The sequence below is a fragment of the Nocardioides sp. zg-1230 genome (assembly GCF_013155335.1).
GTDB lineage: Bacteria > Actinomycetota > Actinomycetes > Propionibacteriales > Nocardioidaceae > Nocardioides.
In genome coordinates this window covers 1012701-1037808 of the sequence record NZ_JABJQZ010000001.1, presented here as the reverse complement: position 1 = coordinate 1037808, position 25108 = coordinate 1012701, and the positions used below count along the sequence as shown (strand labels likewise).

Sequence of the window (25108 nt, the reverse complement as noted above, 5' to 3'; positions counted from 1 at the left end):
GCCGGGCAGCGGGACGACAGGACGCTAACGCCTGGGACCGACAGGGAGTTCCCAGCCGCTAGCGTCGAGCCATGCACATCCCGGCAGACATCTCGGCCCTGCTCGCTGCCCATCCCGTGATCGACGGCCACAACGACCTCCTGTGGGCGGCGCGCGAGCCGTCGGCGTACGCCCTCCTCGATCGGGTCGGCTCCCGCCACGACGTCGGCACCGGCGGCACCGCGACCCACACCGACCTGCCGCGGATGCGCGCGGGCGGGATGGGCGCGCAGTTCTGGTCGGTGTACGTGCCCACCCGGCTCACCGGGGACGACGCGGTCAGCGCGACCCTCGAGCAGGTCGACGCGGCGCGGATGCTCACTGCGCGGTACGCCGACCAGCTGGCGTGGGCGAGGACCGCCGACGAGGTCGAGGAGGCGTGGGCGTCGGACCGGATCGCCTCGCTGGCCGGCGCGGAGGGCGGGCACTCGATCAACTGCTCGCTCGGCACGCTGCGCCAGCTGCACGAGCTCGGGGTGCGCTACCTGACGCTGACCCACAACGCGAACACCCCGTGGGCCGACTCGGCCACCGACACCCCGGTGGCCGGCGGGCTGACGGCGTTCGGCCGCGAGCTCGTGCGGGAGATGAACCGGGTCGGCATGATGGTCGACCTCTCCCACGTCTCGGCCGATACGATGCGCGACGCGCTCGAGGTCGCCGAGGCGCCGGTGATCTTCAGCCACAGCTCGGCCCGGGCGGTCACCGACAGCCCGCGCAACGCCCCCGACGACGTGCTCGAGGCGATGGCCCGGGGTGGCGGTGTGTGCATGGTGACCTTCGTGCCGAAGTTCGTGAACGCCGCCTGCGCCGACGCGCACCGCGAGCTCGTCGCGGCAGCGGCCGCCGAGGGGATCGCCGAGGCCGACGGCACGCGGTTCAGCGCCTTCGAGGAGGTCTGGTCGCTCGAGCACCCGCAGCCGGTCGCCACGCTGGCCGACGTGGTGGCGCACTGTGAGCACGTGCGCGAGGTGGCCGGCATCGACCACGTCGGGCTCGGCGGTGACTACGACGGGGTGGCGACCCTCCCCGACGGGCTCGAGGACGTGTCCACCTACCCGGCGCTGCTGGCGGCGCTGGCCGACCGCGGCTGGTCGGCCGACGACCTCGCGCGGCTCACCTGCCGCAACACCCTGCGCGTGCTCCGCGAGGTCGAGTCGGTGGCCGCGGACCTCCAGGCCGAGCGCGGCCCCAGCCTGGCGCGCATCGAGGACCTGGACGGCGTACGACCGGTCCACCCGTGAGGGTGACGCAGGCCACCGCGAAAACAATTGCGTGGTTGTTGGACGCAACCAATACCGTTGCCCGGTGACCGACACCCAGACCCAGCCCGGCGCCACGCAGCCGGAGCACTCCGACAAGCTCGACAAGAGCGTCCTGATGGTGGCCGGCGTGGTCGTCCTGGGCGCGATCATGTCGATCCTCGACATCACCGTCGTCTCCGTCGCGCTCAACACCTTCCAGGAGGAGTTCGACGCGACCGCGGCCGAGGTCGCCTGGACGATGACCGGCTACACCCTCGCCCTCGCGAGCGTGATCCCGCTGACCGGCTGGGCCGCCGACCGCTTCGGCACCAAGCGCCTCTACCTGCTGGCCGTCGCGCTGTTCACCATCGGCTCGGTGCTGTGCGCGGCCGCGACGTCGCTGGAGATGCTGGTCCTCTTCCGCGTCCTGCAGGGCCTCGGTGGCGGCATGCTGATGCCGCTCGGCATGACGATCCTGACCCGCGCCGCCGGTCCCGAGCGGGTCGGTCGCGTGATGGCCGTGCTCGGCATCCCGATGCTGCTCGGACCGATCTTCGGCCCCATCCTCGGTGGTGCGCTGATCGAGAGCGCGTCGTGGCACTGGATTTTCCTGATCAACCTGCCCATCGGCATCGCCGCGATCGTCTACGCCTGGATCGTGCTGCCCAAGGACCACGTCGAGCCGTCGGAGACCTTCGACTGGCTGGGCATGGTGCTGCTCTCCCCCGGTCTCGCCGCGTTCCTCTACGGCGTCAGCTCCATCCCCGAGGAGGGCACCGCGATGGCCGCCCGGGTCCTGGTGCCGATGGTGCTCGGGCTCGTGCTGATCGTCGCGTTCGTCCCGTGGGCGCTGGCCAAGCGCAACATCCACCCGCTTGTCGAGCTGCGGCTGTTCAAGAACAGGAACATGACGGTCGCGGTCATCACGATGACGCTCTTCGCGATCGCGTTCTTCGGCTCCTCGCTGCTGTTCCCGCTCTACTTCATCCAGGTCCGCGGCGAGGGCACCCTCTTCACCGGCTGGCTGCTGGCCCCGCAGGGCGTCGGCGCGATGCTCACGATGCCGATCGCCGGCATCCTGGCCGACCGGATCGGCCCCGGCAAGATCGTCCTCACCGGCATCACCGTGATCACCGTCGGCATGGCGATGTTCACCCAGATCGAGGCGGACACCTCCTACGTCTACATCCTCGGCGCGCTCTTCATCATGGGCCTCGGCATGGGCGGCACGATGATGCCGATCATGACGGCGGCGCTCGCGACGCTGACCGCGCACAACGTCGCCCGCGGCTCGACCCTGCTCAACATCACCCAGCAGGTGGCGGCCTCGATCGGCACCGCGCTGTTCTCGGTGATCCTCACCAACGAGCTCAAGGACTCGCGCTTCGTCGCCGCCGGCACCGCGCTGGCCGAGGCCGGTGACGACCAGACCAAGGTCGCCGCGATCCTCGAGCGCTTCGGCATCTCGCCCGACCAGCTCGGCGCCCTCGAGCAGCTGGTCACCAACGACATGGCCGACGCGTTCGCGACCGTCTTCGTCGTCGCGACCGTGCTGGTCGCCTGCTGCCTGATCCCGGCGGCGTTCCTGCCCCGCAAGAAGGTCGCCCCGGTCGACCCCACCGCGGTGATGGGTCACTGACCCGACGTCGTACGTCGACCGCGGCCCGTCCTCCACCCGGAGGGCGGGCCGCTGTCGTTCCCCGTCGGCCCCCGGTCGTTGCCCGACGTCGTACTCCCCGATGTCTGAGGACGTCACGGTCGTGGAACCGCGACGGATCCGTTCACCACGTCCTCAGATATCGAGGGTCGGGGACGTCCGGGGGCACGGCGGAGCCGGACACCGTCGACGACCCGGGGAGCCCGGGACGTCAGCCCTGGGTCGCGAGGGCGAGGGGGAGGACCGCTGAGGCGCCGGCGGCGCGGATCGCGGTCGCGGCGACGGTGAGGGTCCAGCCGGTGGAGACCTGGTCGTCGACGAGGAGCACGGTCGCGCCGGGTCGTACGTCGGCGTCGAGCCCGCCGCGGCGGCGCACCGCCGCGACGCGCTGGGCGGAGTTGGACTGACCGGCGCGCCGCGGCACGGACGGGTCGCGGATCGCCCAGGTGCCGACGACCGGGATCTGCATGACGCGCGACAGGCCGTCGGCGAGGTCGCGGACGAGGGTGGGCCGGGTCGCCGACTCGACGACGACGATCGCGTCTGGACGCGAGGTCCACTCGGGCGCCCAGTCCTTCATCACGTCCATGACCGCCTGCGCGAGGCCCGGGGGCACCGGCCCGTCGGGGATGTCCTCTCGGAACAGGGCGCGCAGCGCCTGGCCGTGGCCGAGGTCGGTGAGGCGGGCGACCGTGCGGCCCGGCTCGGCGCCCTCGGCGATCTTGCCCTTGAGGTCGAGGCCGAGATTGGCCAGGGCCGTCGGCCACATGCGCCGCGGCTCGAGCACCACGCCCGGGCGCGACAGCCGCTGCCCGGCCTCGGCGACCGCAGCCTCACTGACCGACGTCGACAGGGTCAGGCCACCGCAGTTGTCGCAGCGCCCGCAGTCGGTCGCCTCGGGATCGTCGAGCTGTTCGCGCAGGTAGCGCATCCGGCACTCGGTGGTCCGCAGGTAGCCGAGCATCGCCTGCTGCTCGCGCTCGCGCGCCTCCGCGACGCGGGCGTAGCGCTCGGCGTCGTAGGACCAGGGGCGCCCGGTGGCGACCCAGCCGCCCTGGACGCGCTGCACGGCGCCGTCGACGTCGAGCACCTTGAGCATCGACTCGAGCCGGTTGCGGCCGAGCTCGACGCGGGTCTCGAGCGTCGCGGTCGACAGAGGGCGGTCGGACTCGGCGAGGGCGGCGAGCGTCTCGCGGACCTGCTCCTCGCGGGGGAAGCCGAGCGAGGCGAAGTAGGCCCAGATGTCGCGGTCCTCGATCTGCGGCAGCAGGACCACGGTGGCGTCGTCGGTGCCGCGGCCGGCGCGGCCGACCTGCTGGTAGTAGGCCACGGGCGAGGAGGGCGCCCCGAGGTTGATGACGAACCCGAGGCTCGCGTCGAAGCCCATGCCGAGGGCGCTGGTGGCGATGAGCGCCTTCACCCGGCCGTCGACGAGTGCCTGCTCGAGCCCGTGGCGCTCGTCGGCCTCGGTCTGCCCGGAGTAGGCCGCGACCTCGAGACCACGCTCGCGAAGGTAGCCGGCCACCTCCTGCGTCGCGGCGACGGTGAGGCAGTAGACGATGCCGGAGCCGGGCTGCTCGGCGAGGTGGTCGGCCAGCCAGGCGAGCCGCTGCTCGGGCGTCTTGAGCTGGACGACGCCGAGGCGGAGCGACTCTCGGTCGAGGGTGCCGCGCTGCACGAGGACGGCCGCGTCGGACGAACCGTCGGCGTGCACGCCGAGCTGCTCGGCGACGTCGTCGGTCACCCGGGCGTTGGCGGTCGCGGTGGTCGCGAGGACGGGGATGCCGGACGGCAGCTCGGCCAGCAGCGTGCGGAGCCGGCGGTAGTCGGGGCGGAAGTCGTGACCCCAGTCGGAGATGCAGTGAGCCTCGTCGACGACCAGGAGCCCGCAGGTCGCCGCCAACCGCGGCAGCACCTCGTCACGGAACCCGGGGTTGTTGAGCCGCTCGGGGCTGACGAGCAGGACGTCGACCTCACCGGCGTGGATCTGGTCGTGGATCGGCTGCCACTGGTCGATGTTGGTGGAGTTGATCGTCACCGCCCTGATGCCCGCTCGCTCCGCGGCGGCGATCTGGTTGCGCATGAGGGCGAGCAGCGGGCTGACGATCACGGTCGGCCCGGCCCCCGCCTCGCGCAGCAGCTTGGTGGCCACGAAGTAGACGGCCGACTTGCCCCACCCGGTGCGCTGCACGACCAGGGCGCGCCGGCGGTCGACGGCGAGCGCCTCGATGGCGGCCCACTGGTCCTCGCGCAGCACCGCGTCGTCGCGCCCGACCAGCGCGCGCAGGTGACGCTCGGCTGCGTCCCGGGCGGAGAGGCGTACATCGTCGGTGGCGGCGGTCGGGGCACTCATGGGCTCCTGTCTACCAACCGCCACCGACGCCCGCACCGCCGCATCCACAGGCGCTCGCGGGAGACCCGGTCAGACCTGGTCAGCCTGGTCAGGGCGAGCCCGGCCACCTGGGGCGGCACTGCTCGGTCACCCGGCGCAGCTGCTCCGCGGTCATCGGCTCGGTGCGGCTGAAGTCGCCCGCCCAGTAGCCGTTGTGGCGCCGGCGGAACGTCGGCATGTCGCTTCCCTGCTCGAACTCGATGTCCATCTCCGGCTCCTCGTGTCGTGGTGTGTCGTGGTGTCGATGTGTTCGACGCTAGGTCCCGTGGCGGCCGGGCGCGTCGTCGGAACGGTCCGAGCGGCCGGCCACCTCGCGACGACCCGACGTCCTACCTTGTGTGGACGCCGACCCCGCGGGAGCGTCGTACGGTGACGAGGTGAGCCGAGCGCGGGCACTCCTCGCCAGGCATGGTCTCGACCTCCTGGTCGTCATCACCGCGGTGGTCACCGCGGTGGGGACCCTGCTGCGCGACGACCTGGAGAACCCCGACGGGCCGCTGTTCGTGCTCGAGCTGGTGGGGATCACGTCGTCGGTGCTGGTGCTGCTGGCCCGCCGGCGCTTCCCCTTCGCAGCGCCCGCCACGACCTGGCTGGTGTGCGCCGCCCTGTCCTTCGCGGACGAGCAGCTGATCGTCAACGGTGCGGGCATCCTCGTCGCCGGGATGGGCGCCGCCGTGCTGCTGGGCACGGTCCGCAGCGCCTCGCTCTCCCGCGTGGGCCTGGTGATCACGCTGGCCAGCTCGGTGACGGTGGTGCGCAACGGGCCCAACAGCACGACCGACGACCTCATCTCCGTCCCGGTCATGTTCGCGCTCGGGTGGCTGGTCGGGTGGTCCCTGCGCGAGCGCACGGAGCGGACCGAGGCGGCCGAGGAGCGTGCCCGTCTCGCCGAGCTGGAGCGGGAGGCCGCCGCCCGGGTCGCCGTCGCGGAGGAGCGCGGCCGGATCGCTCGCGAGCTGCACGACGTCGTGGCGCACGCCGTCAGCGTCATCGTGCTCCAGGTGGGGGCGGTACGGCACCGGTTGCCGGAGGCCGCGACCGACGACCGCGAGGCCCTGCGCAACGTCGAGGAGGCGGGGCGTACGGCGCTCGCGGAGATGCGCCGGCTGCTGGCCGCGATGCGCGACGACGAGGACGCTCCCGAGCTGGCCCCCACCCCCGGCCTCGACGACCTCGACCGGCTCGTGCGCGACGTACGAGCGGCCGGGCTCGCGGTGCAGGTCGAGGTGCGCGGCGATCGCGTGCCCCTCCCCCGCGGCCTGGACCTCTCGGCGTACCGCATCGTCCAGGAGGCACTGACCAACAGCCTCAAGCACTCGGGCGCGGACCGCGCCGAGGTGACGGTGCAGTACGCGCCGCAGGAGCTGTGCCTGCAGGTCCGCGACCATGGTCGCAGCCACGACCGCGCGACGGTCGGCTCCGATGGCGGTGGTGGCGGCCACGGCCTCGTCGGCATCCGTGAGCGGGTCAAGCTCTTCGACGGCAGCCTGGACGCGGGTCCTGCACCCGGTGGCGGCTTCCTGGTGCGCGCCCGGCTACCCCTGCGAGCCGGGTCATGAGCATCCGCGTGATGGTCGTCGACGACCAGACGATGGTGCGCGCCGGCTTCCGTCTGCTGCTCGCGGACGAGCCCGACATCGAGGTCGTCGCGGAGGCGAGCAACGGCCGGGACGCCGTCGCCCAAGCCGCGCGATTCCGGCCCGACGTCATCCTGATGGACATCCGCATGCCCGAGATGGACGGCCTCGAGGCGACGCGGAGGATCCTGGCCTCCGACGCCGGGGCGCGCGTGCTGGTGCTCACCACGTTCGACCTCGACGACTACGTCTTCGAGGCCCTTCGCGCCGGGGCGAGCGGCTTCGTACTCAAGGACGAGCCGCCCGAGCAGCTCATCGGGGCCGTGCGCACGATCGCTGCGGGTGAGGCGCTGCTGTCCCCGACGGTGACCCGCCGGGTCATCCGGCGCTTCGCGACCGTCAGGCGCCAGGCCCCGCCGCCGGCCGTCGCGGAGCTCACCCCGCGGGAGCTCGAGGTCTTCCGGCTGATCGCCCAGGGCCTGTCCAACGCCGAGATCGGCGACGAGCTCTTCATCAGCGACACCACGGTCAAGACCCACGTCACCCGGCTGTTCCAGAAGCTCGACCTGCGCGACCGTGCCCAGGCGATCGTCCTCGCCTACCAGACCGGCCTGTTCGACGACGCCTGAGCGGTGGGGTCCTCCTTCCGGAGGACGCCGCGTCGACCGCGCTGCGTACGACGGTCGCGACCTCGCGACGACGCGGCGGCGAGCCGTTCTTCCTACGGTCGAGACGACCCCGGAACACCACCCCAGGACCACGGAGGACACCCCATGATCACCATCGACTCACTCACCAAGAAGTACGGCAGGACCACCGTCGTGGACGACGTCAGCTTCGTCGCCCGGCCCGGGCGGGTCACCGGCTTCCTCGGCCCCAACGGCGCCGGCAAGTCCACGACGATGCGCATGGTCGTCGGGCTGACGAAGCCCACGTCTGGCTCGTCGACGGTCACCGGCCGCCCGTTCGCGGAGCTGCCCAACCCGGGCCGGGAGATCGGCGTGATGCTGGATGCCTCGGCCCAGCACGCCGGTCGCACCGGGCGCGAGATCCTCACGATCGTCCAGCAGATGCTGGGCCTGCCCGGCCGCCGGGTCGAGGAGATGCTCGACCTGGTGAGCCTCACCCCCGCCGAGGCCGACCGGCGCGTCGGGAACTACTCCCTCGGCATGCGGCAGCGGCTCGGGATCGCGACGGCCCTGATCGGCAACCCGGGCATCCTGATGCTCGACGAGCCGGCCAACGGGCTCGACCCGGCCGGCATCCGCTGGATGCGCGACCTGCTCCGCGACTTCGCGGACCGGGGCGGGACGGTGCTGCTGTCGTCGCACCTGCTCCGCGAGGTCGAGGTCATCGCCGACGACATCGTGATGATCGGCCACGGCCGCGTCGTGTGCGAGGGCGCCAAGTCCGACCTCGTCCGGTCCCTGGGGACCGTCGCCCGCGCCGACGACCTCGCCGCCCTGCGCCGGGCCCTCCACGCGGCCGACATCGCCACGACGGTCTCCGACGAGGGCGGCGTGGCCACCTCCGCGGAACCCGGGCTCGTCGGCCACGTGGCGTTCGCCGCGGGCGTCGCGCTCACGGAGCTGCGCACGACGGAGGGCGGTCTCGAGGACATGTTCCTCGAGCTGACCGCCGACACGCAGCGAGAAGTCACCCACCCCCAGAAGAAGCTCCGCCGAGAAAGGACAGCAGCATGACCACCACGGCCCCCTCCACGACATACGACCCCACCCGCGAGCAGCACGGCGACCAACCATCGGTCCCCCTGGGACGCGTCGTCCGCGTCGAGCTGCGCAAGATGTTCGACACCCGCTCCGGCTTCTGGCTGATGGCGAGCATCGTCATCATCGCCCTGGCGACCATGATCGGCGTCGTCCTCCTGGCCCCTGACGAGGACCTGACCTACTACACCTTCGCGAAGGCGCTCGGCTTCCCGATGACGCTCGTGCTGCCCATGATCGCGGTCCTGTCGATCACCGGCGAGTGGAGCCAGCGCACCGGGCTGACCACCTTCACCCTGGTCCCGCACCGGGGCCGGGTGCTCTGGGCCAAGACGATCTCCTCGGTGATCGTCGGCGTGGTGGCGATGCTGTTCGCGCTCGCTGTCGGAGTCGTCGGCAACCTCGTCGGCACGGCAATTGCCGGTACCGACCTCGTCTGGGACGTCTCGGCTGCCGAGGTGCTCACCATCGTGCTGGGCAGCCTGCTCTGCCTGCTGACCGGGACGATGCTGGGGATGCTGTTCCGCAGCTCGGCGGGAGCCCTGGTGGCCTACCTCGTGCTCGCGCTGGTGTTTCCCACCATTGCCGGCATCCTGAGCGCCAGCGAGCCGACGTTCGTCGACATCCAGCCCTGGGTGGACGCGAACTGGGCACGGTCGTTCCTGTTCGAGGGAACTCCGACGGCCGAGCAGTGGGCGCAGATCGGCGTCACCACCGCGGTCTGGCTGGTCCTGCCGGCCCTCCTCGGGCTGAGGAGCGTCCTCCGCTCGGAGGTGAAGTAGCCCTACCCGCCCAGGGGTAGTCCAGTGAGAGGTGGTCGTGGATCAAGCCCACGACCGACCGTTCCTCACTGGACTACCCCTTCGGCGCGCGTCCGGACGCCCGACCCATCGGCTGCTGCGGGCGGTGAACCGGTCGATGTCGATCCCGGCCCTGCGGGCGGCCCGGCGCGCCTGAGCACCTCGCCGCACCAGAGGCGATCGGTCAGGTCGTGCCGGCGATCAGATCCGGCGCAGCCGAGCCCCGGACGGCGGCAGGGAGGCGGCGTCGCGGAACGACTCCCCCACCAGCACCGGCACGACGTCGCTGACGTCGTGCTGGGCGGCGATCTCCACGTCCGCCACGAAGCCGGCCTCGGCCAGCTCGCGGCCGCCCGCGCAGTGGAGCAGGTCGTGGGGCAGCACCGCAGCCTTCCAGGCCGCGATCGCCATCCGCGCCTCCGGGCTGGCCCCGGCCTCGGCCTCGGCGTCGATCGCGGCGAGGACCGCACCGGCTCCCCACAGGTCCTCGGCCGCCGGGCGGAGGGTGTCGTCGTACCACCTCTCACCGGCGGGTACGACGACCACGCTGGCGCCGTCGGCCACCTTCGGCGCCAGCCACCGGGCGACCGCGCCGGCGTTGCGCAGGCAGGCGCCGACCACCTGCGCGCCGGAGTCGGCCAGGGCGAAGGCGATGGTCGAGCCGTTGGGCGAGGGCAGGACGAGCCGCTGGACGCCCTCGACCTCCGCGAGGCTGGCAGGCGACAGCGAGACGTGGCGGGCGTCGCCGCGCGAGAGCGCCTCGAACCGGCCGACGGCGAGCGTCGCGCCGTGGCGCACCGCGTGCTCGGCGGCTCGGGAGTCCTTCCAGCGGAACGGGTAGACCTCGATGCCGCGGTCGAGCGCGACGCTCAGCGTGGTCGTGAAGGACAGCACGTCGACGACGACGGCGTAGTCGGCCGGCACGGCCTCGGCGCCGGTCGGCCCCCACTCCATGCGGAGCCGGTAGGTCGACTGGTCGTGTCCCGGCAGCGTCACGCGAGCCATTCAACAACCCCGGTGTGACGGTGGCCCAACCGCGGCCTGCTCAGTCCGGGGTGTTGGGGACGACGAGCACCGGGACCGTCGAGTGGCGCACGACCTGGGTCGCGGTCGAGCCGAAGCGGAGGCCCTTGAACCCGCCGGCGCCCCGCGTGCCGACCACGAGCATCTCGGCGTGGGCCGCGGCCGCGATGAGGCACTCGGTGGTCTGGCCCCGCAGGGCGTAGAGCTGGAGGTCGACGTCGTCGGCCAGCCCGGCAGCCGCGCAGTCGGCCTTGAGGTCGGCGATGACCGCTTGCTCGAACTCCGCGAACGGGGGGACGTAGCCGCCGACCATCGACTCGGGCCGGGGCGCGGTCGCGAGGTTCCACACCCGCACGACGTGGAGCGTCACGCCCAGGCGCTGCGCGAGATCGGCCGCACGACGTACGACGGCGCTCGACGCGCGCGACCCGTCGTGCCCGACGACGATGCCCCCGGTGATGTTCGCTTCTCTCCTGACCATGCTCCATCTTAGGAAGCCGGCAGGCCACGCGGCAGGGGTCGAACGGCCCTACTTCGCGCCGCTCACCAGATCCGCACGCGGCCCTCGGGCTCGAGCCACAGGCCGTCGCCAGGCTGCGTCTCGAAGACCTCGTGGAACTCGTCGAGGTTGCGCACGATGTTGGCGCGGAACTCGGCGGGGCTGTGCGGGTCGATCGTGAGGTACTGGAGCTCCTGCTCCTTGCGGCGCTTGGTGCGCCACACGTGGCTCCAGTTGAGGAAGAGCGTGCGCCGGTCCTCGACCGAGGCCTCTCCGCCCTGGCTGATCACGAACGCCTTGTGGGCGATGGTCAGGCCGCCGAGGTCGCCGATGTTCTCGCCGACGGTGAGGCTGCCGTTGACGTGCTCGCCCGGCAGGTTGCGCGGCTCGAAGGCGTCGTACTGGGTGATGAGCGCCTGCGACTTGGCCTCGAACGCGGTCTTGTCGTCGGCGGTCCACCAGTCCTGCAGGTTGCCGTCGCCGTCGTACTGGGCGCCCTGGTCGTCGAAGCCGTGGCCGATCTCGTGGCCGATGACCGCGCCGATGCCGCCGTAGTTCTCGGCGTCGTCGGCGTCGGGGCTGAAGAACGGCGGCTGCAGGATGGCGGCCGGGAAGCAGATCTCGTTGGTGCCCGGGTGGTAGTAGGCGTTGACCGTCTGGGGCAGCATCAGCCACTCGTCGCGGTCGACCGGCTGGCCGACCTTCTCGAGCTGGCGGTCGGTCTCGAAGGCCGACGCGGACGCGACGTTGCCCAGCAGGTCGTCGGCGGAGACGGTGAGCGAGGAGTAGTCGCGGAACTCCGTCGGGTAGCCGATCTTGGGGTAGAACCGGTCGAGCTTGTCGTACGCCTTCTGCTTGGTGTCCTCGCCCATCCAGTCGAGCGCCTCGATCGAGCGCCGGTAGGCGGTGACGAGGTTGGCGACCAGCTCGTCCATCATCTGCTTCGACGTCGGCGGGAAGTGCCGCTCGACGTAGACCTTGCCGACGGCCTCGCCGATGGCGCCCTCGACGAAGTCGACGCCGCGCTTCCAGCGGGCCCGCAGCTCCGGCGTGCCGTTGAGGGTGCGGCCGTAGAAGTCGAAGTTGGCCTCGACGAACGCGTCGGGCAGGTAGGGCGCCGAGCTGCGGATGATGCGCACGTGCAGGATGTCGCGCCAGGTCTCGATCGGCGTCTCCTCCAGCACGGTGGAGAGGTGGGAGAAGAAGTCGGGCTGCATCACGATCGTGCGCCGCAGCGTCTCCTCGGTGCCGCCGAGGCCGGTGACGTAGGTGACCCAGTCGAAGGCCGGGCAGAGCTCGCGCAGCTCCTCGAGGCTCTTGTGGTTGGTCGTCTTCTGCACGTCGCGGGTCTCGGCCGCCTCCCAGTGGCCCTCGGCCAGCCGGGTCTCGTACGCCATCACGCGCGCCGCAGCGCCCTCCGGGTCGTCGTGCTCGCTGAGGGTGAGCAGCGTCGTGAGGTAGTCGACGTACTTCGCGCGGATCTCGGCGAACTTGTCCTCGCGGTAGTAGGACTCGTCGGGCAGGCCGAGGCCGCCCTGCGCGAGGTAGACGATGTTCTTCGAGGCGTCACCGCGGTCGGGGGTGATGTAGGAGCCGAAGAGGCCGGGCCCGCCGATGCGCTCGTAGGCCCCGAGGAAGGCGGCGAGCTCGGTCAGGTCGGTGATGCCGTGGGCGCGGTCGAGCAGGCCCTGCACCGGGGCGAGGCCCTTCGCGGCGATGGTCTCGGTGTCCATGAAGGAGGCGTAGAGGTCACCGATCTTGCGCTCGTCCTCGTCCAGGTCGTCCGCCGGGCGGTCGGCGAGCTCGGTGATGATGTCGCGCACCTGCTGCTCGGCGGCGTCGGCGAGCGCGATGAAGGCGCCCCAGCTCGACTTGTCGGACGGGATCTCGGTCTCGTCGAGCCACCGGCCGTTGACGTGGCCGAAGAGGTCGTCCTGCGGGCGGATGTCGGGGTTCATGCCGTCGCGGGCGGCGTCGAGGATCGTCACGCGGTCGACCCTAACGCCGTGGGCCCAGCGAGCGCTTCAACGCACGTGCACGACCGACTTCCCGAGGGTGCGCCGCTCGTCCATGTCGACGAGGGCCTGCCCGAAGCCGGCCAGCTCGTACGTCGCCCCGACCGGTGGCTTCACGACGCCCGACTCGATCATCGGCACCAGCCGGTGCCACTGCTGCTGCATGTAGCCGGGCCGGGTCATGGCGTAGGCGCCCCAGCCGACGCCGCGGACGTCGGTGTTGCCCAGCAGGAGCCGGTTGACCTTGACCTCCGGGATGCCCTGGCCGGCGGCGAAGCCGACGACGAGGATCCGGCCCTGCTCGGCGAGGCAGCGCAGCGAGTCGGTGAACGCGTCGCCGCCGACCACGTCGAGGACGACGTCCACGCCCCGGCCGCCGGTCAGGTCCTTGACGGCGTCCTTGAAGTCGGGGCCGACCACGGCCTCGTCGGCGCCCGCGGCCCGCGCGAACGCCGCCTTCTCCTCCGTGCTCACCACCGCGATCGTGCGGGCGCCGAGGCCCTTCGCGACCTGCAGGGTGGCGGTGCCGACGCCACCGGCAGCGCCGTGGACGAGGACCGTCTCGCCCTCGCGCAGGCCCCCGCGCTCCTCGAGCGCGAAGAGGGCCGTCAGGTAGTTCATCGGCAGCGCCGCCCCCTCGTCGTACGACATCGCGTCGGGGAGGGCGAAGGTGAAGATCGCCGGGTTCGCGACCTGCTCGGCCGCCCCGCCGTGGAGGTTCACGCCGGCCACCCGCTGGCCCACCGTGAACCCGCTGGACTCCGGCGAGCCCGGGTCGAGCACGACGCCGGCGAAGTCGACGCCGAGGGTGAACGGGGGCTCCGGCCTGAACTGGTACTCCCCCCGGCTGAGCAGCAGGTCGGGGAACGAGACACCGACGCTGTGGACCTCGACGAGGACGTCGTCGTGCCCCGGGGTCGGCGGGTCGACCTCACGCACCTCGACGTCGGCGGGACCGGTGAGCGAGACGACCTGGACTGCCTTCATCCCGCCGACCCTAGCGACGGCGCCTCAGCCGACCCGCTTCACCTCGGCGAGCTCGAAGTGCATCGGGTCGGTCCAGCGCCAGTCGCCACCCCAGGCGAAGCCCCAGGTCTTGAAGATCGCGACCACGTCGCGGTCGATCTCGCCGACGGTGCCGCGCTGGTTGCCCGCGGTGTTGAGGTCGAGGGCGAGGCCGAAGGAGTGGTTCGACAGCGTCGTGGTGTTGGCGATGAAGCGGGGGTAGTAGCACCCGGCGTACTGACCGGGATCGATCGCGTCGGCGAGGCCGCGCTGCTGCACCTCGAGCAGGGCCGCGCGCAGCTGCGGGAAGAGGTCCTTGTGGCAGGTGACGCTGCCGAGGATCGGCACCGCCTCGGTGCGGATGTTGGCCGAGACCCACGCCGGGTCGGGGGCGATCCGTCCGCCGCCTATCACGCGGTAGCGGAAGACGCCGACGACGCTGCCCAGCGTGCCGCCGGTGGGGACGGCGGTGAGCTTGGCGTCGGGGTCGAGGCCGATGCGGGAGGCGACGTCGAGCATCTGCACCGAGGCGTCCTTGCCGACGAGCCGCTCGAGCGGCTTGCGGATGCTGGCCGGGGTCTTGCGGTCGGTCGAGATCAGCAGCCCGTTGTCGGTGGCCATCTCGATGTCCTCGGCCCACGCGGTGTTGACGACCATGTCGATGGTCGGGATCTGCGGGGTGTACGCGCCGACGTGCAGGGTCGGCGCGTCGTCCTCGACCCCGAGCCGGATCATCCCTTCGTCGTCGGCGAGCCGGCGGGCGACCGTGCGGTCGATGGCCAGCTCGCCGCCGGCGACGCGTTCCCACGCCTCCTGGAGGTCGGCGACCTGCGCCTGGGTGAAGTTGCGGTAGCGGGCGGGGTCCACAGAGGCGACGGTGAGCACGCGGTTCTCGAGGCTCACCTGGCCCAGGCCGATGCGCTCGGTGTGGGCGACGCCCTTCAGCTGCTCGACCTGCTCGAGCAGGTCGTCGTCGATCGCCCGGTCCCACTGCACGAGGATGTCGGCGCTCCACAGCCGTCCGTCGCGCTCGCCGGGCGGGTCGACGGCGTGCTCGGGGTCGGCCACCGGGACCGTCGAGGTCTCCCCGGTCGGCTCGGGAGGCGCGGTCGAGCGGCTGGGCTCGGCGGTCGTGGCCGGCGCGGGGTCCGGCGCGCCCGGGGAGGTGGGCTCGCTGCACGCGACGAGCACGGTCAGGAGGACGGCTGTCGCCGCCGCCCCCGCCCGCCGTCGTACGCTCACGCCCCCGACCCTAGGCAACCGGTGTCTGGTCGATCGGTGTCTGGACACCGCTCGGGATCGTGAACCACGAGACCAGCCCGCCCAGGGCGAGCAGCGCAGCACAGGCGAGCATCGCGGTGCCGTACGCCGCGTCGAACAGGGCCGGGTCGCGGTAGTCGTCGCCGGCGAGGCCGACGGCCGCGGGCAGCGCGGCGACCGCGAGCAGGGAGCCGGCGCGCGCGATGGCGTTGTTGATGCCGCTGGCGATGCCGGCGCTGTCGTCCGGGGCGGCGTTGAGCACGGTGGACGTCAGCGGCGCCACCATGAGGGCCAGGCCGAGGCCGAAGACGGTGAGCCCGGGCAGGACGTCGCGCCACCAGGTCACGTCGTCACCCACCACGAGCAGCCACACGGTGCCGGCGGCCATCACCAGCGGACCGACCGTCATCGGGATCCGGGGACCGATCCGCTGGCCAAGCGCGCCGCCCCTGGAGGCGAGCAGCAGCATGCAGGCCGTGATCGGCAGCGTCGCGAGGCCCGCCTGGAGGGCGGAGTAGCCGCCGACGGTCTGCAGCTGGAGCACCAGGAAGAACAGGATCGCCCCCAGGGCGGCGTAGACGAGCAGCGTCATGCCGTTGGCCGCGCTGAACGTGCGATTCGCGAACAGCTCCAGCCGGACCATCGGGTCGTGCAGCCGGCGCTCGACGACGATGAAGCCGACCGCGGCCACGACCCCGACGGCGACGGCGTACGGCGTCGCGGTGCCGCCGGCGTCGGTGAGGGCCCAGGTGATGCCGGCGAGGGCGAGCGCGGCGAGGGTCGCCCCGGCGACGTCGAAGCGCCCGCTCGCCTGCTCGTCGCGGCTCTCCGGCACCCAGCGCTGCGCCAGCCACACCGTCAGGGCGGCGAGGGGCAGGTTGATCAGGAAGATCCAGCGCCACGACGCGTAGTCGATCAGGAGCCCGCCGACCAGGGGTCCGACGGCTGCGGCGATGCCGCCCAGCCCCGACCACGCGCCGATCGCGCGACCCCGGTCCGTGGCCCGGAACGACGCCTGGATCATCGCCAGGCTCCCCGGCGTCAGGAGCGCGCCGCCCATGCCCTGGAGCACCCGCGCCGCGATGAGCACCTCGGCGGTGGGGGCGAGCCCGCACAGCAGGGAGGCGAGCGCGAACCACACGGTGCCGATGACGAAGACCCGGCGGCGGCCGAGGCGGTCGCCGAGCGACCCGCCGATCAGGATGAGCGAGGCGAGGGAGAGGAAGTAGCCGTTGGTGATCCACTGCAGCTGCGCCAGCGACGCGTCGAGGTCCGAGCCGATCCGCCGCAGCGCGACGTTGACGACGGTGCCGTCAAGCAGCGTCAGCCCCGACCCGAGGGTGGCCGCGGCCACGATCCCCCGCGCGGTCGGCGTACCCCAGGCGACTCCGCTCACCCGCACACCCTAGGGCTCGCGGGTGACGCGGGCCGTGGGCCGCGGTCCGGCTCAGCCGCGCAGGACGCGACCGGCGAGCCAGGCGATGTCGGCGGCGGTCCGCTCGGGCGGGCCCGAGGGCTGCATGACGTGGCTCAGCACCACGCGCACGACCATGTCGATGGCGGGGTCGAGGTGGGCGGCGTCGACGCCCGGGGCGTACGGCGCCACGCGGGCGCTGATGACGTCCTTGGCCGCGCCGAGCAGCGAGCCGGCGTTGGTCGTCAGCAGGGGCAGCAGCTCGGTGTCGGCGCCGTGGGTCGCGCTGACGACGGCGTGCAGCAGCTTGTTGGCGCGGGCGTAGGTGAGCACGTCGGTGACGGCGCGCTCGATGGCGCGGGTGAGGTCGTCGGGCTCGGCGTCGAAGGCCCCCTCGACGACCTGCAGGAAGCGGGCGAGCTCCTCGAGGATCATCGTCTCGGCCAGCGCCGGCTTGGAGCCGACCTCGTTGTAGACGGTCTGGCGGCTCACGCCGGCCGCGTCGGCGAGCCGCGCCATCGTGACCGCTGCCCAGCCCGACGAGGTCGTCATCTCCACGGCTGCCGCGACGATGCGCTCGCGGGTGGTCGTCGCCATGCTGGAAGTCTGGCAGGCCTCCCCTGATCCGCCTCAGTCGTGCTCGGCGTGCCGGCCGGCGGGCACCTTGGTGACGAAGGTGAGCGCCACGGCGGCCAGCGCGATGACGCCGATGGTCGTGTAGGCGAGGGTGTAGGCCTTCTCCTCGCCGATGAGCGCCGAGGCGAGCACCGGGCCGATGACGCCGCCCAGGCTCCAGCCGATGAGCATGAGGCCGTAGATCGCGCCGGCGTTGCGCACGCCGAAGAAGTCGCCGGCGGTGGCGGGCATCGTGCCGAACGTGCCGCCGTAGCAGAGGTAGATGATCGCGGCGAGTGCGGAGAACAGGATCACGCTGCCGGCGTGCGGGAGCAGGATCAGGCACACGCCCTGCAGGGCCAGGATCGCGGCGAACGTCTTCATCCGCCCGATGCGGTCGGAGATGCCGGCCCAGACGATGCGGCCGGCGCCGTTGAAGATCGCCAGCACGCCCACCAGCGTCGCGGCACCGGTGGCGCTGACGCCGGCGATGTCGGTGGCGCTGGACTTCGCCTGGGAGATCAGCGCGATGCCCGCGCTGACGCTCAGCGTGAGGATGGCGGTCAGGAGGAACCACTGGGGCGTGCGCAGCGCCTCACCCTGCGTGTAGTCGACGGCGTCGCCGCCGGCGTCGGTCCCGGCGGGCGGTTCGTACCCGAGGACCCGGTATCCCTCCGGCGGGTCGCGGAAGACCGAAGCCCCGACCAGTGCCATCACGAGGTAGGCCAGCCCCAGAGGCAGGAAGACGCTCGCCGGGTCGTCCGCGTTGCGGTCCAGCAGGGCCTGCGCCACCGGAGCGGTGATCACCGCACCGAAGCCGAACCCGCCGACGGCAAGACCGGTGATGAGGCCCTTCTTGTCGGGGAACCACTTCTGGAGCATCGCGATCGGGACGATGTAGGCGAAGCCGAGGCCGAAGCCGCTGATCACGCCGTAGCCGACGATGAGCATCCAGTAGTCGTCCGACCCGTTGGCGAACGAGGCCAGCAGGATGCCTCCGGCGTAGATCGCACCTCCCGCGAGGGCGACGACCCGAGGGCCGCGCCTGTCCTGCAGCCGCCCTCCGATGTAGCTGCCGACGAAGATCATGCCGACGCTCACGGTGAACGGCAGCGACGCCTCGACCTTGCTCAGCTGCCAGGAGTCCGCCTCCTCCAGCGCCCCGCCGATCACCGACCAGGCGTAGACGCCGCCGATGGCCAGCTGGAGGAGCAGCGCGCCGGCGACCAGCAGCCAGCGAAAGCCGCCGGGAGTGGAGCCGTCCTGCGCGGCCTCGCCGCGCGCGCGGGTGGTGGTCTCTTCCATGCCTGTCTCCTTCGTCCGGCCCGGCCGTCCGATGGCCCGAGATGACCTGCGGTTCAGCCCTCGTAGCGCACCTGTTCGCCGCGCTCGACCCGTTCGCGCTGCGGCACCACCGTGTACTTCGGGTCCCTCGCCGAGGCCATCCCGGCCTCGTAGACACCCAGGCGTGTGCAGAACGAACCAGCCATCAGGGCAGTACCCGAAACGACCGAGATCACACGGCTGCGACCACCCAGGAGGGCGCCCGCCGCGCCTGCCGCAGTGAGCACCTTGCTGGCCCGCATCCACCGGCCGGCGGTGCCGGTGTGGAGCGTCTCGGCCGACAGGCCCATCGACGCCTCCATGCGGTGGGCCATCGCCAGCTCGACGACGGCGCCGCCGACGGCGAAGGTGCGCGCGGGTCCGGCCTCCGCCACCGGGGCGGTCACCATGGCCCAGCCGCCCGAGGCCGCGGCGGCGGAGCCGCAGAAGACGAAGGGCAGCTCCTCGTAGGCCGAGTGCCACGCCGGGGTGGCGGTGTCGGCCAGCAGCACGGCGGTGTACGCCGCCACGGGCGGGGCCGTCACGGCCCCCACCAGCCCGGCCGGGCGTCCGAGGCGCAGCAGCAGGCGCACCGGCCCGCGCTGCCAGCGGGTGGGCAGCATCCCGACCAGCTCGGCGCCCGCGGCCAGGCCTGCGAACGGCCCGTGCAGCGACAGGATCCACGTGCCGACCGACATCGGCGAGGTCAGCTTGACCACGCGCAGCATGTTGAGGAAGCGGCTCGGCCTGCCGAGGTCGTGCACCAGGGCGACGACGCTGAGCAGCAGCCCGACGAGCGAGCCCATCCGTCCCGCGCGACGCAGGCCGGGTCGGTCGGTCAGGTCCGCACCGCCGGCGAGCAGCGAGGAGCCGGCCGCGACGCCGCCGGTGAAGAGGTAGTAGGCGATGTCGTGCTCCCACGGCGCCGCCTTGACGATCGGACGGCCGTAGTAGGAGGTGAAGTCGGCCTCGGGCACCATCACCCGGTCGCCGCCGCGCGAGCTGCCGCGAGAGCGGCCGGGGCTGCCGCCGTGCTGCACCTGCGTCCCGGGGCCCTCGGTCATGGCCGCCTCCGCACGAAGGACAGGGCCGCGCCGATGAGCAGGGCCGTGCCCGCCATCCCGGCCCGGGTGAACATCTGCGGGAGGTCCTTCGTCGTCACGACCGGGTCGGGCGGCAGGCCGTAGACCTCGGGCTCGTCGAGCAGGAGGAACATCGCACCGGTGCCGCCCACGCCGTCCTCGGGGTCGTTGCCGTAGAGCCGGGCGTCCATGACGCCCCGCTCGTGGAGCAGCTCCACCCGCGCGGTGGCGCGCTCGCGCAGCTCGTCGACGTCGCCGTACTGGATGGACTCCGTCGGGCACGCCGCCGCGCAGGCCGGGCGCTGGCCGTCGGTGAGGCGGTCGTAGCAGAGCGTGCACTTCTGCGCGATGCCCACCTTGGGGTCGCCCTCCGGACCGCGGCGGCGGTCGATGACGCCGTACGGGCAGGCTGCGACGCAGTAGCCGCACCCGTTGCAGATCTCGTCCTGCACCACGACCGTGCCGAACTCGCTGCGGAAGAGCGAGCCCGTGGGGCACACGTCGAGGCAGGCGGCATGGGTGCAGTGCTTGCACACGTCGGACGACATCAGCCACTGGAAGTCGGGCTTCGCGTCCTCGGGCACGTCGCTGGGCGGGGCGCCGACGCTCGGCATGCCGAGGTCGGTGGTGGGCCGGGCCGGGGTCGCCGGGCGCTCGACGAAGGCGACGTGGCGCCACTGGTTGGCGTTGAGCGAGTGGCTGTTGTCGTAGGACGTGCCGAGCATCTCGAACAGGTTCTCCGGGACGTCGTTCCACTCCTTGCACGCCACCTCGCAGGCCTTGCAGCCGATGCAGACGCTGGTGTCGGTGAAGAAGCCCTTGCGCTTCGGCGCGTCCGTGTAGCCGGCGTCGGGCGCCGGGTCGAGCGGTCCGAAGAGGCTGTTGCGGCCCATCACTGGCCTCCCTGGTCGTCCTGGTCGTCGTCGCTGGTGTCGGCCGCCGCCAGGGACCGGGCCTGCGCCTGGTCCGAGGCGGTGACGATCCGGGGGTGCACGTCGTCCCGGATCCCGGCCCGGTGCGCGTAGTCGCCGACCAGCTCGCGCAGCGCGGCACCGGTCGGCCGCCGCCCGGGGCGTACGTCGCAGGTGCCGACCTTGCTCTCCTGGATCAGCACGTTGGGGTCGAGCGAGATGCCGAACAGGTCGTTGGTCGAGTCGCCGCTGACCAGACCGCCCTGGCCCCAGTGGTACGGCATCCAGACCTGGTGGACCGTCCGTCCCTCGACCCGCAGCGGCCGGAGCCGCTCGGTGACCAGCACCCGTCCCTCGACCGCCGACCGTGCGGTCACCACGTGGCACCAGCCCATGTGCTCGAGTCCGCGCTCCTGGGCCAGCGCCGGGGACACCTCGACGAACATCTCCGGCTGCAGCTCGGCGAGGTGCTCGAGGTAGCGGCTCATGCCGCCGGCCGTGTGGTGCTCGGTGAGCCGGCTGGTGGTGAAGACGAAGGGGAACACGTCGCTGTGCTCCTCCGGCGGCGCCGGGTTCATCCGGTTGTCGTTGCGGTCGTACGTCTTGCGCGTCGGGTTGGCCTGCTGGCCGTAGAGCGGGTTGCGGAACGGCGACTCGACCGGCTCGTAGTGGGTCGGCATGGGGCCGTCGATCAGGCCCTGCGGCACGTAGAGCGCGCCCTTCCCGTCGCCCTGCATGATGAACGGGTCGATGCCCTCGATCGCCTCGACGCCCTCGGACCCCGCGGGCGCCCGGTAGGACGGCGACTTGGTCTTCTCGAAGTCGGGCACGTCGTCGCCGACCCACTGCTGCTGCGCCTCGTCCCACCAGACGTACGCCTTGCGCTCGCTCCACGGCCTGCCGTCGGGGTCGGCGGACGCGCGGTTGTAGAGGATGCGCCGGTTCAGCGGCCAGGCCCAGCCCCACTCGGGGGCGACGAAGGACTGGTCGTGGCGGGACGTGCGGCGGTTGGCCTGGTTGACACCGTCGGCGAAGACGCCGGTGTAGATCCAGCAGCCGCCGGCGGTCGACCCGTCGGCCTTCATCTCCACGAAGCTCGACAGCGGCCGCCCGGTGGCGACCTCGTAGCCGTTGATCTCCTTCAGCACCGCCTCGGCGCTGGGCTCGCCCCAGGCCTGCGCGCCGACGGTGCCGAGGACGCCCTCGTCGTGCACGGGGTAGTCCCACGCCAGGTCGAGCAGGGGCCGGTCGCGCTCGTCCGTCGAGTCGGCCAGGCGCTCGCGCACCATCCGGCCGAGGTGGTAGAAGAACCACAGCTCGGAGCGGCAGTCGCCCGGCGGGTTCACCGCCTTCTCGCGCCACTGGAGCATCCGCTGGGTCTGCGTGAAGGTGCCCTCCTTCTCGGCGTAGGAGGCCGCGGGGAAGAGGAACACCTCGGTACGGCACTCCTGCGGCACGATCTCGCCGGTGGCGACCTCGGGGGCGTCCTTCCAGAACGACGCGCTCTCGATCTCGAAGAGGTCGCGCACGACGAGCCAGTCGAGGTTGGCCATGCCCAGGCGCTGCGCGCGGCCGTGGGCCGAGCCGACGGCGGGGTTCTGGCCCAGCAGGAAGTAGCCGGAGACCTTGCCGTCGATCATGTCGAGCACGGTGCGGTAGGTGCCGTGGTCACCGGTGATCTTGGGCAGGTAGTCGAAGCAGAAGTCGTTGTCGGGCGTCGCGGCATCGCCCCAGTAGGCCTTGAGCAGGCTGACCGTGTAGGCGTCCGCCTTGGACCAGAAGCCCTTGCTGCCGGGGTTGCGGACGCTGTCGACGTAGTCGCCGAGGGTGGCGTGCTGGTCGGGGTTGGGCATGGGCAGGTAGCCCGGGAGGATGTTGAACAGGGTCGGGATGTCGGTCGAGCCCTGGATGCTGGCGTGGCCGCGGAGCGCCATGATGCCGCCGCCGGGCCGGCCCATGTTGCCGAGCAGCAGCTGGAGGATCGCGCCGGTGCGGATGTACTGCACGCCGACGCTGTGCTGGGTCCAGCCGACGCTGTAGACCAGCGCGGTCGTGCGCTCGCGGCCGGAGTTCTCCGTCCACGCCCGGCAGACCTCGAGGAAGTCGGCCTGGCTGACGCCACAGGTCTGCTCGACCACCTCGGGGGTGTAGCGGGCGAAGTGGCGCCGGAGCACCTGGTAGACGCAGCGGGGGTGCTGGAGCGTCTCGTCGCGGCGCGGCTTGCCCTCGACCTGCATGCCGTGGGCCTCGTGCTGCAGGCCGGCCGCGGTGTCGCGCTGCTCCTGGGTCTCCTCGGAGTCGTCGGCCTGCGCCGCGCTCTGCTGGCCTTCCTCGTCCTCGACGTCGTACTGCCAGCTGGTGGGGTCGTAGGTGCGCTTGTCGGGATCGAAGCCGCTGAAGAGCCCGTCGAGGTCGTCGGTGTCCTCGAACTTGTCGCTGACGATGGTCGCGGCGTTGGTGTAGTTCACGACGTAGTCGCGGAAGTCGAGGCCGTTCTCGAGGACGTAGCGGATGATCCCGCCGAGGAAGGCGATGTCGCTGCCCACGCGGATCGGGACGTGCTTGTCCGCGACCGCGCTGGTGCGGGTGAACCGCGGGTCGACGTGGATCACCTTGGCGCCACGCTTCTGCGCCTCCACCACCCACTGGAAGCCCACGGGGTGGGCCTCGGCCATGTTGGAGCCCTGGATGATGATGCAGTCCGCGTTGGCCAGGTCAGCCGTGAAGCCGGTGGCGCCGCCGCGTCCGAAGCTGGTCCCCAGACCGGGGACGGTGGCGGAGTGTCAAATACGTGCCTGGTTCTCGATCTGGATGGCGCCCATCGCAGTGAAGAGCTTCTTGATCAGGTAGTTCTCCTCGTTGTCGAGCGTCGCGCCACCGAGGCTCGCGATGCCCATCGTGCGGCGCACCCGACGGTCCTTCTCGTCGAGCTCCTGCCACGCGTCGCGCCGCGACTTCACGACCCGGTCGGCCACCATGTCCATCGCGGTGGTGAGGTCGAGCTCCTCCCACTCGGTGGCGTAGGGGCGGCGGTACTTGACCGTGGTCTCACGGAGCTCGCTGGTCACGAGGTTCTTGCTGGCCGAGCCCTTGGGGCACAGCCGGCCGCGGTTGACGGGGCTGTCGGGGTCGCCCTCGATCTGCACGATCTTCTCGTCCTTGACGAAGATCTTCTGCCCGCACCCGACGGCGCAGTAGGGACACACGCTGCGTGCGACCCGATCGGCGGTGCTGGTGCGCGGCTCGACCTCGTCCGTACGCCGCGAGCGCACGGCCCTGCCGCGGCCGAGGAGGTCACCGCTCGTCAGCTGTCGCAGCACCGGCCACGGGAGGAGAGACCTCGACTCCGCCATGGACGTCACCTTCCGAGTGTGGGCTGGACCTCGACCCTAGGGACGGTCACCGGGGGCCGTCCACCACCGGAGGGGTGGGCGCGTCACCGGACGACGAGCGCGTGCTCCCCGGCCGCGACCACCTCGCCGACGACCGGGTGTCCGGGCAGCTCGCCCACCACCAGCAACCCGCCCGAGGTCTGCGCGTCGGCGAGCAGCACGAGCTCGTCCTCGTCGAGGTCGGAGGCGAGGTGGGCGCGCACCCAGTCGAGGTTGCGCCGGCTGCCACCGGGCACGAACCCGTCGGCCAGCGACTGCCGCGCCCCATCGACGTACGGCACCGCGGCCGCGTCGACGACCGCAGTCGTGCCGCTCGCGCGCATCATCTTCATGAGGTGGCCGAGCAGGCCGAACCCCGTGACGTCGGTCGCCGCGCGCACGCCGGCGGCGACGGCGGCGCGGCTGGCGTCGCGGTTGAGCGCGGTCATCACCGCGACCGCCTCCTCGAACCACTCACCGGTCGCCTTGTGCCGGTTGTTGAGCACGCCGAGGCCGAGCGGCTTGGTCAGGGTCAGGGGCATCCCGGGCTGCGCGGCGTCGTTGCGCAGGAGCGCGTCCGGGTCGGCGATGCCGGTGACCGCCAGGCCGTACTTCGGCTCCGGGTCGTCGATGCTGTGCCCGCCGGCGAGGAAGGCCCCCGCCTCGGTGCACGCGTCGTCACCCCCGCGCAGCACCTCCGCCGCCACGTCGAAGGGGATCCGGTCGCGCGGCCAGCCGAGCAGGTTGACCGCGACCACCGGCGTGCCGCCCATCGCCCAGACGTCGGACATCGCGTTGGTCGCGGCGATGCGGCCGAACGTGTAGGCGTCGTCGACGACCGGGGTGAAGAAGTCGGCCGTGGCGATGACGGCCCGACCGGTGCCGTCGGGCCCGTCCTCGATGCGTACGGCGGCCGCGTCGTCGCCGTGGTCGAGACCGACCAGCAGGTCGCCGGACGCCCGGCCCCGACCGAGCCCACTCAGCACGCGCTCCAGCTCCCCGGGCGGGACCTTGCACGCGCACCCACCGCCGGCGGCGTACTGGGTCAGGCGGATCTCGCTGGCGGACGTGCTCGCGTGCTGGGTCACCCGGCCAATCTAGGCAGACGCCGCACCTCGCCCCTCACCCCGTTGTTCGTGGCGGGGACCGCGGGT

20 protein-coding genes are annotated in these 25108 nt (G+C 72.1%); 6 read left to right on the top strand and 14 right to left on the bottom strand.

The window, feature by feature from the left end; all coding sequences use genetic code 11:
- Positions 1 to 71: 71 nt before the first annotated feature.
- Positions 72 to 1283, top strand: coding sequence for a dipeptidase (locus HOO61_RS05050; protein WP_172257457.1), 1212 nt, complete (start codon positions 72 to 74; stop codon positions 1281 to 1283).
- Positions 1284 to 1347: 64 nt separating this feature from the next.
- The gene (locus HOO61_RS05045; RefSeq protein ID WP_367650031.1) at positions 1348 to 2922 is read left to right on the top strand and encodes a DHA2 family efflux MFS transporter permease subunit; all 1575 of its coding nucleotides are present in this window, start codon (positions 1348 to 1350) and stop codon (positions 2920 to 2922) included.
- Positions 2923 to 3151: 229 nt separating this feature from the next.
- Here the strand turns inward: HOO61_RS05045 and HOO61_RS05040 are convergent, their stop codons facing one another.
- Positions 3152 to 5293, bottom strand: coding sequence for a RecQ family ATP-dependent DNA helicase (locus HOO61_RS05040; protein ID WP_172257456.1), 2142 nt, complete (start codon positions 5291 to 5293; stop codon positions 3152 to 3154).
- A gap of 88 nt (positions 5294 to 5381) precedes the next feature.
- Positions 5382 to 5540 (bottom strand): hypothetical protein, encoded by a 159-nt coding sequence (locus HOO61_RS05035; RefSeq protein WP_172257454.1) that lies wholly within the window; start codon positions 5538 to 5540, stop codon positions 5382 to 5384.
- Between the two features lie 169 nt (positions 5541 to 5709).
- On the opposite strand from HOO61_RS05035, the gene HOO61_RS05030 reads away from it, so the two are divergent.
- From HOO61_RS05030 to HOO61_RS05015, 4 genes are all read left to right on the top strand, one after another.
- Positions 5710 to 6891, top strand: a complete 1182-nt coding sequence (locus tag HOO61_RS05030; protein WP_172257452.1) for a histidine kinase — start codon at positions 5710 to 5712, stop codon at positions 6889 to 6891.
- Complete coding sequence (locus tag HOO61_RS05025; RefSeq protein ID WP_172257450.1) at positions 6888 to 7538, top strand: response regulator transcription factor; 651 nt, start codon at positions 6888 to 6890, stop codon at positions 7536 to 7538. The genes HOO61_RS05030 and HOO61_RS05025 overlap by 4 nt, the downstream gene beginning before the upstream one ends.
- Positions 7539 to 7682: 144 nt before the next feature.
- On the top strand, positions 7683 to 8612 hold the full coding sequence (locus HOO61_RS05020) for an ABC transporter ATP-binding protein (protein ID WP_172257448.1): 930 nt from the start codon (positions 7683 to 7685) through the stop codon (positions 8610 to 8612).
- A complete protein-coding gene (locus tag HOO61_RS05015) occupies positions 8609 to 9418 on the top strand; it encodes an ABC transporter permease (RefSeq protein WP_172257446.1) in 810 nt (269 codons plus the stop codon). Before HOO61_RS05020 ends, HOO61_RS05015 begins: the two co-directional genes overlap by 4 nt.
- Positions 9419 to 9637: 219 nt before the next feature.
- Here HOO61_RS05015 and HOO61_RS05010 read toward each other — a convergent pair whose 3' ends face one another.
- The 12 genes from HOO61_RS05010 to selD form a co-directional block, all read right to left on the bottom strand.
- Positions 9638 to 10432 (bottom strand): 2-phosphosulfolactate phosphatase, encoded by a 795-nt coding sequence (locus HOO61_RS05010; RefSeq protein ID WP_367650030.1) that lies wholly within the window; start codon positions 10430 to 10432, stop codon positions 9638 to 9640.
- 49 nt (positions 10433 to 10481) lie between these two features.
- A complete protein-coding gene (locus HOO61_RS05005; protein ID WP_172257442.1) occupies positions 10482 to 10940 on the bottom strand; it encodes a universal stress protein in 459 nt (152 codons plus the stop codon).
- Between the two features lie 62 nt (positions 10941 to 11002).
- A complete protein-coding gene (locus tag HOO61_RS05000) occupies positions 11003 to 12946 on the bottom strand; it encodes a M13 family metallopeptidase (protein ID WP_367650029.1) in 1944 nt (647 codons plus the stop codon).
- Between the two features lie 36 nt (positions 12947 to 12982).
- Complete coding sequence (locus HOO61_RS04995) at positions 12983 to 13960, bottom strand: NADPH:quinone oxidoreductase family protein (protein ID WP_172257440.1); 978 nt, start codon at positions 13958 to 13960, stop codon at positions 12983 to 12985.
- 24 nt (positions 13961 to 13984) lie between these two features.
- Positions 13985 to 15220: a M15 family metallopeptidase gene (locus HOO61_RS04990; RefSeq protein ID WP_172257438.1), complete on the bottom strand. Its 1236-nt coding sequence runs from the start codon at positions 15218 to 15220 to the stop codon at positions 13985 to 13987.
- Positions 15221 to 15230: 10 nt separating this feature from the next.
- A complete protein-coding gene (locus tag HOO61_RS04985; protein ID WP_172257436.1) occupies positions 15231 to 16634 on the bottom strand; it encodes an MFS transporter in 1404 nt (467 codons plus the stop codon).
- A gap of 51 nt (positions 16635 to 16685) precedes the next feature.
- The gene (locus HOO61_RS04980) at positions 16686 to 17249 is read right to left on the bottom strand and encodes a TetR/AcrR family transcriptional regulator (protein ID WP_172257434.1); all 564 of its coding nucleotides are present in this window, start codon (positions 17247 to 17249) and stop codon (positions 16686 to 16688) included.
- A 33-nt stretch (positions 17250 to 17282) separates the two neighbouring features.
- Entirely contained in the window at positions 17283 to 18572 is a 1290-nt protein-coding gene (locus tag HOO61_RS04975) for an OFA family MFS transporter (RefSeq protein ID WP_172257432.1), read from the bottom strand.
- A 53-nt stretch (positions 18573 to 18625) separates the two neighbouring features.
- A complete protein-coding gene (nrfD, locus tag HOO61_RS04970) occupies positions 18626 to 19654 on the bottom strand; it encodes an NrfD/PsrC family molybdoenzyme membrane anchor subunit (protein WP_172257430.1) in 1029 nt (342 codons plus the stop codon).
- The gene (locus HOO61_RS04965; protein ID WP_172257428.1) at positions 19651 to 20565 is read right to left on the bottom strand and encodes a 4Fe-4S dicluster domain-containing protein; all 915 of its coding nucleotides are present in this window, start codon (positions 20563 to 20565) and stop codon (positions 19651 to 19653) included. The genes nrfD and HOO61_RS04965 overlap by 4 nt, the downstream gene beginning before the upstream one ends.
- A complete protein-coding gene (fdh, locus tag HOO61_RS04960; protein ID WP_253942145.1) occupies positions 20565 to 23936 on the bottom strand; it encodes a formate dehydrogenase in 3372 nt (1123 codons plus the stop codon). The genes HOO61_RS04965 and fdh overlap by 1 nt, the downstream gene beginning before the upstream one ends.
- An 83-nt stretch (positions 23937 to 24019) precedes the next feature.
- Positions 24020 to 25009 carry a selenide, water dikinase SelD gene (gene selD / locus HOO61_RS04950; protein ID WP_172258157.1) on the bottom strand — a complete coding sequence of 330 codons (990 nt, stop codon included), beginning with the start codon at positions 25007 to 25009 and terminating at the stop codon, positions 24020 to 24022.
- Positions 25010 to 25108: the final 99 nt, after the last annotated feature.

What these genes read in the sequence shown, in the direction of transcription:
- HOO61_RS05050 (WP_172257457.1), top strand. Translation starts at nt 72, where the DNA reads ATGCACATCCCGGCAGACATCTCGGCCCTGCTCGCTGCCCATCCCGTG.
- HOO61_RS05040 (WP_172257456.1), bottom strand. Translation starts at nt 5,293, where the DNA reads ATGAGTGCCCCGACCGCCGCCACCGACGATGTACGCCTCTCCGCCCGG.
- HOO61_RS05035 (WP_172257454.1), bottom strand. Translation starts at nt 5,540, where the DNA reads ATGGACATCGAGTTCGAGCAGGGAAGCGACATGCCGACGTTCCGCCGG.
- HOO61_RS05025 (WP_172257450.1), top strand. Translation starts at nt 6,888, where the DNA reads ATGAGCATCCGCGTGATGGTCGTCGACGACCAGACGATGGTGCGCGCC.
- HOO61_RS05020 (WP_172257448.1), top strand. Translation starts at nt 7,683, where the DNA reads ATGATCACCATCGACTCACTCACCAAGAAGTACGGCAGGACCACCGTC.
- HOO61_RS05015 (WP_172257446.1), top strand. Translation starts at nt 8,609, where the DNA reads ATGACCACCACGGCCCCCTCCACGACATACGACCCCACCCGCGAGCAG.
- HOO61_RS05005 (WP_172257442.1), bottom strand. Translation starts at nt 10,940, where the DNA reads ATGGTCAGGAGAGAAGCGAACATCACCGGGGGCATCGTCGTCGGGCAC.
- HOO61_RS04995 (WP_172257440.1), bottom strand. Translation starts at nt 13,960, where the DNA reads ATGAAGGCAGTCCAGGTCGTCTCGCTCACCGGTCCCGCCGACGTCGAG.
- HOO61_RS04980 (WP_172257434.1), bottom strand. Translation starts at nt 17,249, where the DNA reads ATGGCGACGACCACCCGCGAGCGCATCGTCGCGGCAGCCGTGGAGATG.
- HOO61_RS04975 (WP_172257432.1), bottom strand. Translation starts at nt 18,572, where the DNA reads ATGGAAGAGACCACCACCCGCGCGCGCGGCGAGGCCGCGCAGGACGGC.
- nrfD (WP_172257430.1), bottom strand. Translation starts at nt 19,654, where the DNA reads ATGACCGAGGGCCCCGGGACGCAGGTGCAGCACGGCGGCAGCCCCGGC.
- HOO61_RS04965 (WP_172257428.1), bottom strand. Translation starts at nt 20,565, where the DNA reads ATGGGCCGCAACAGCCTCTTCGGACCGCTCGACCCGGCGCCCGACGCC.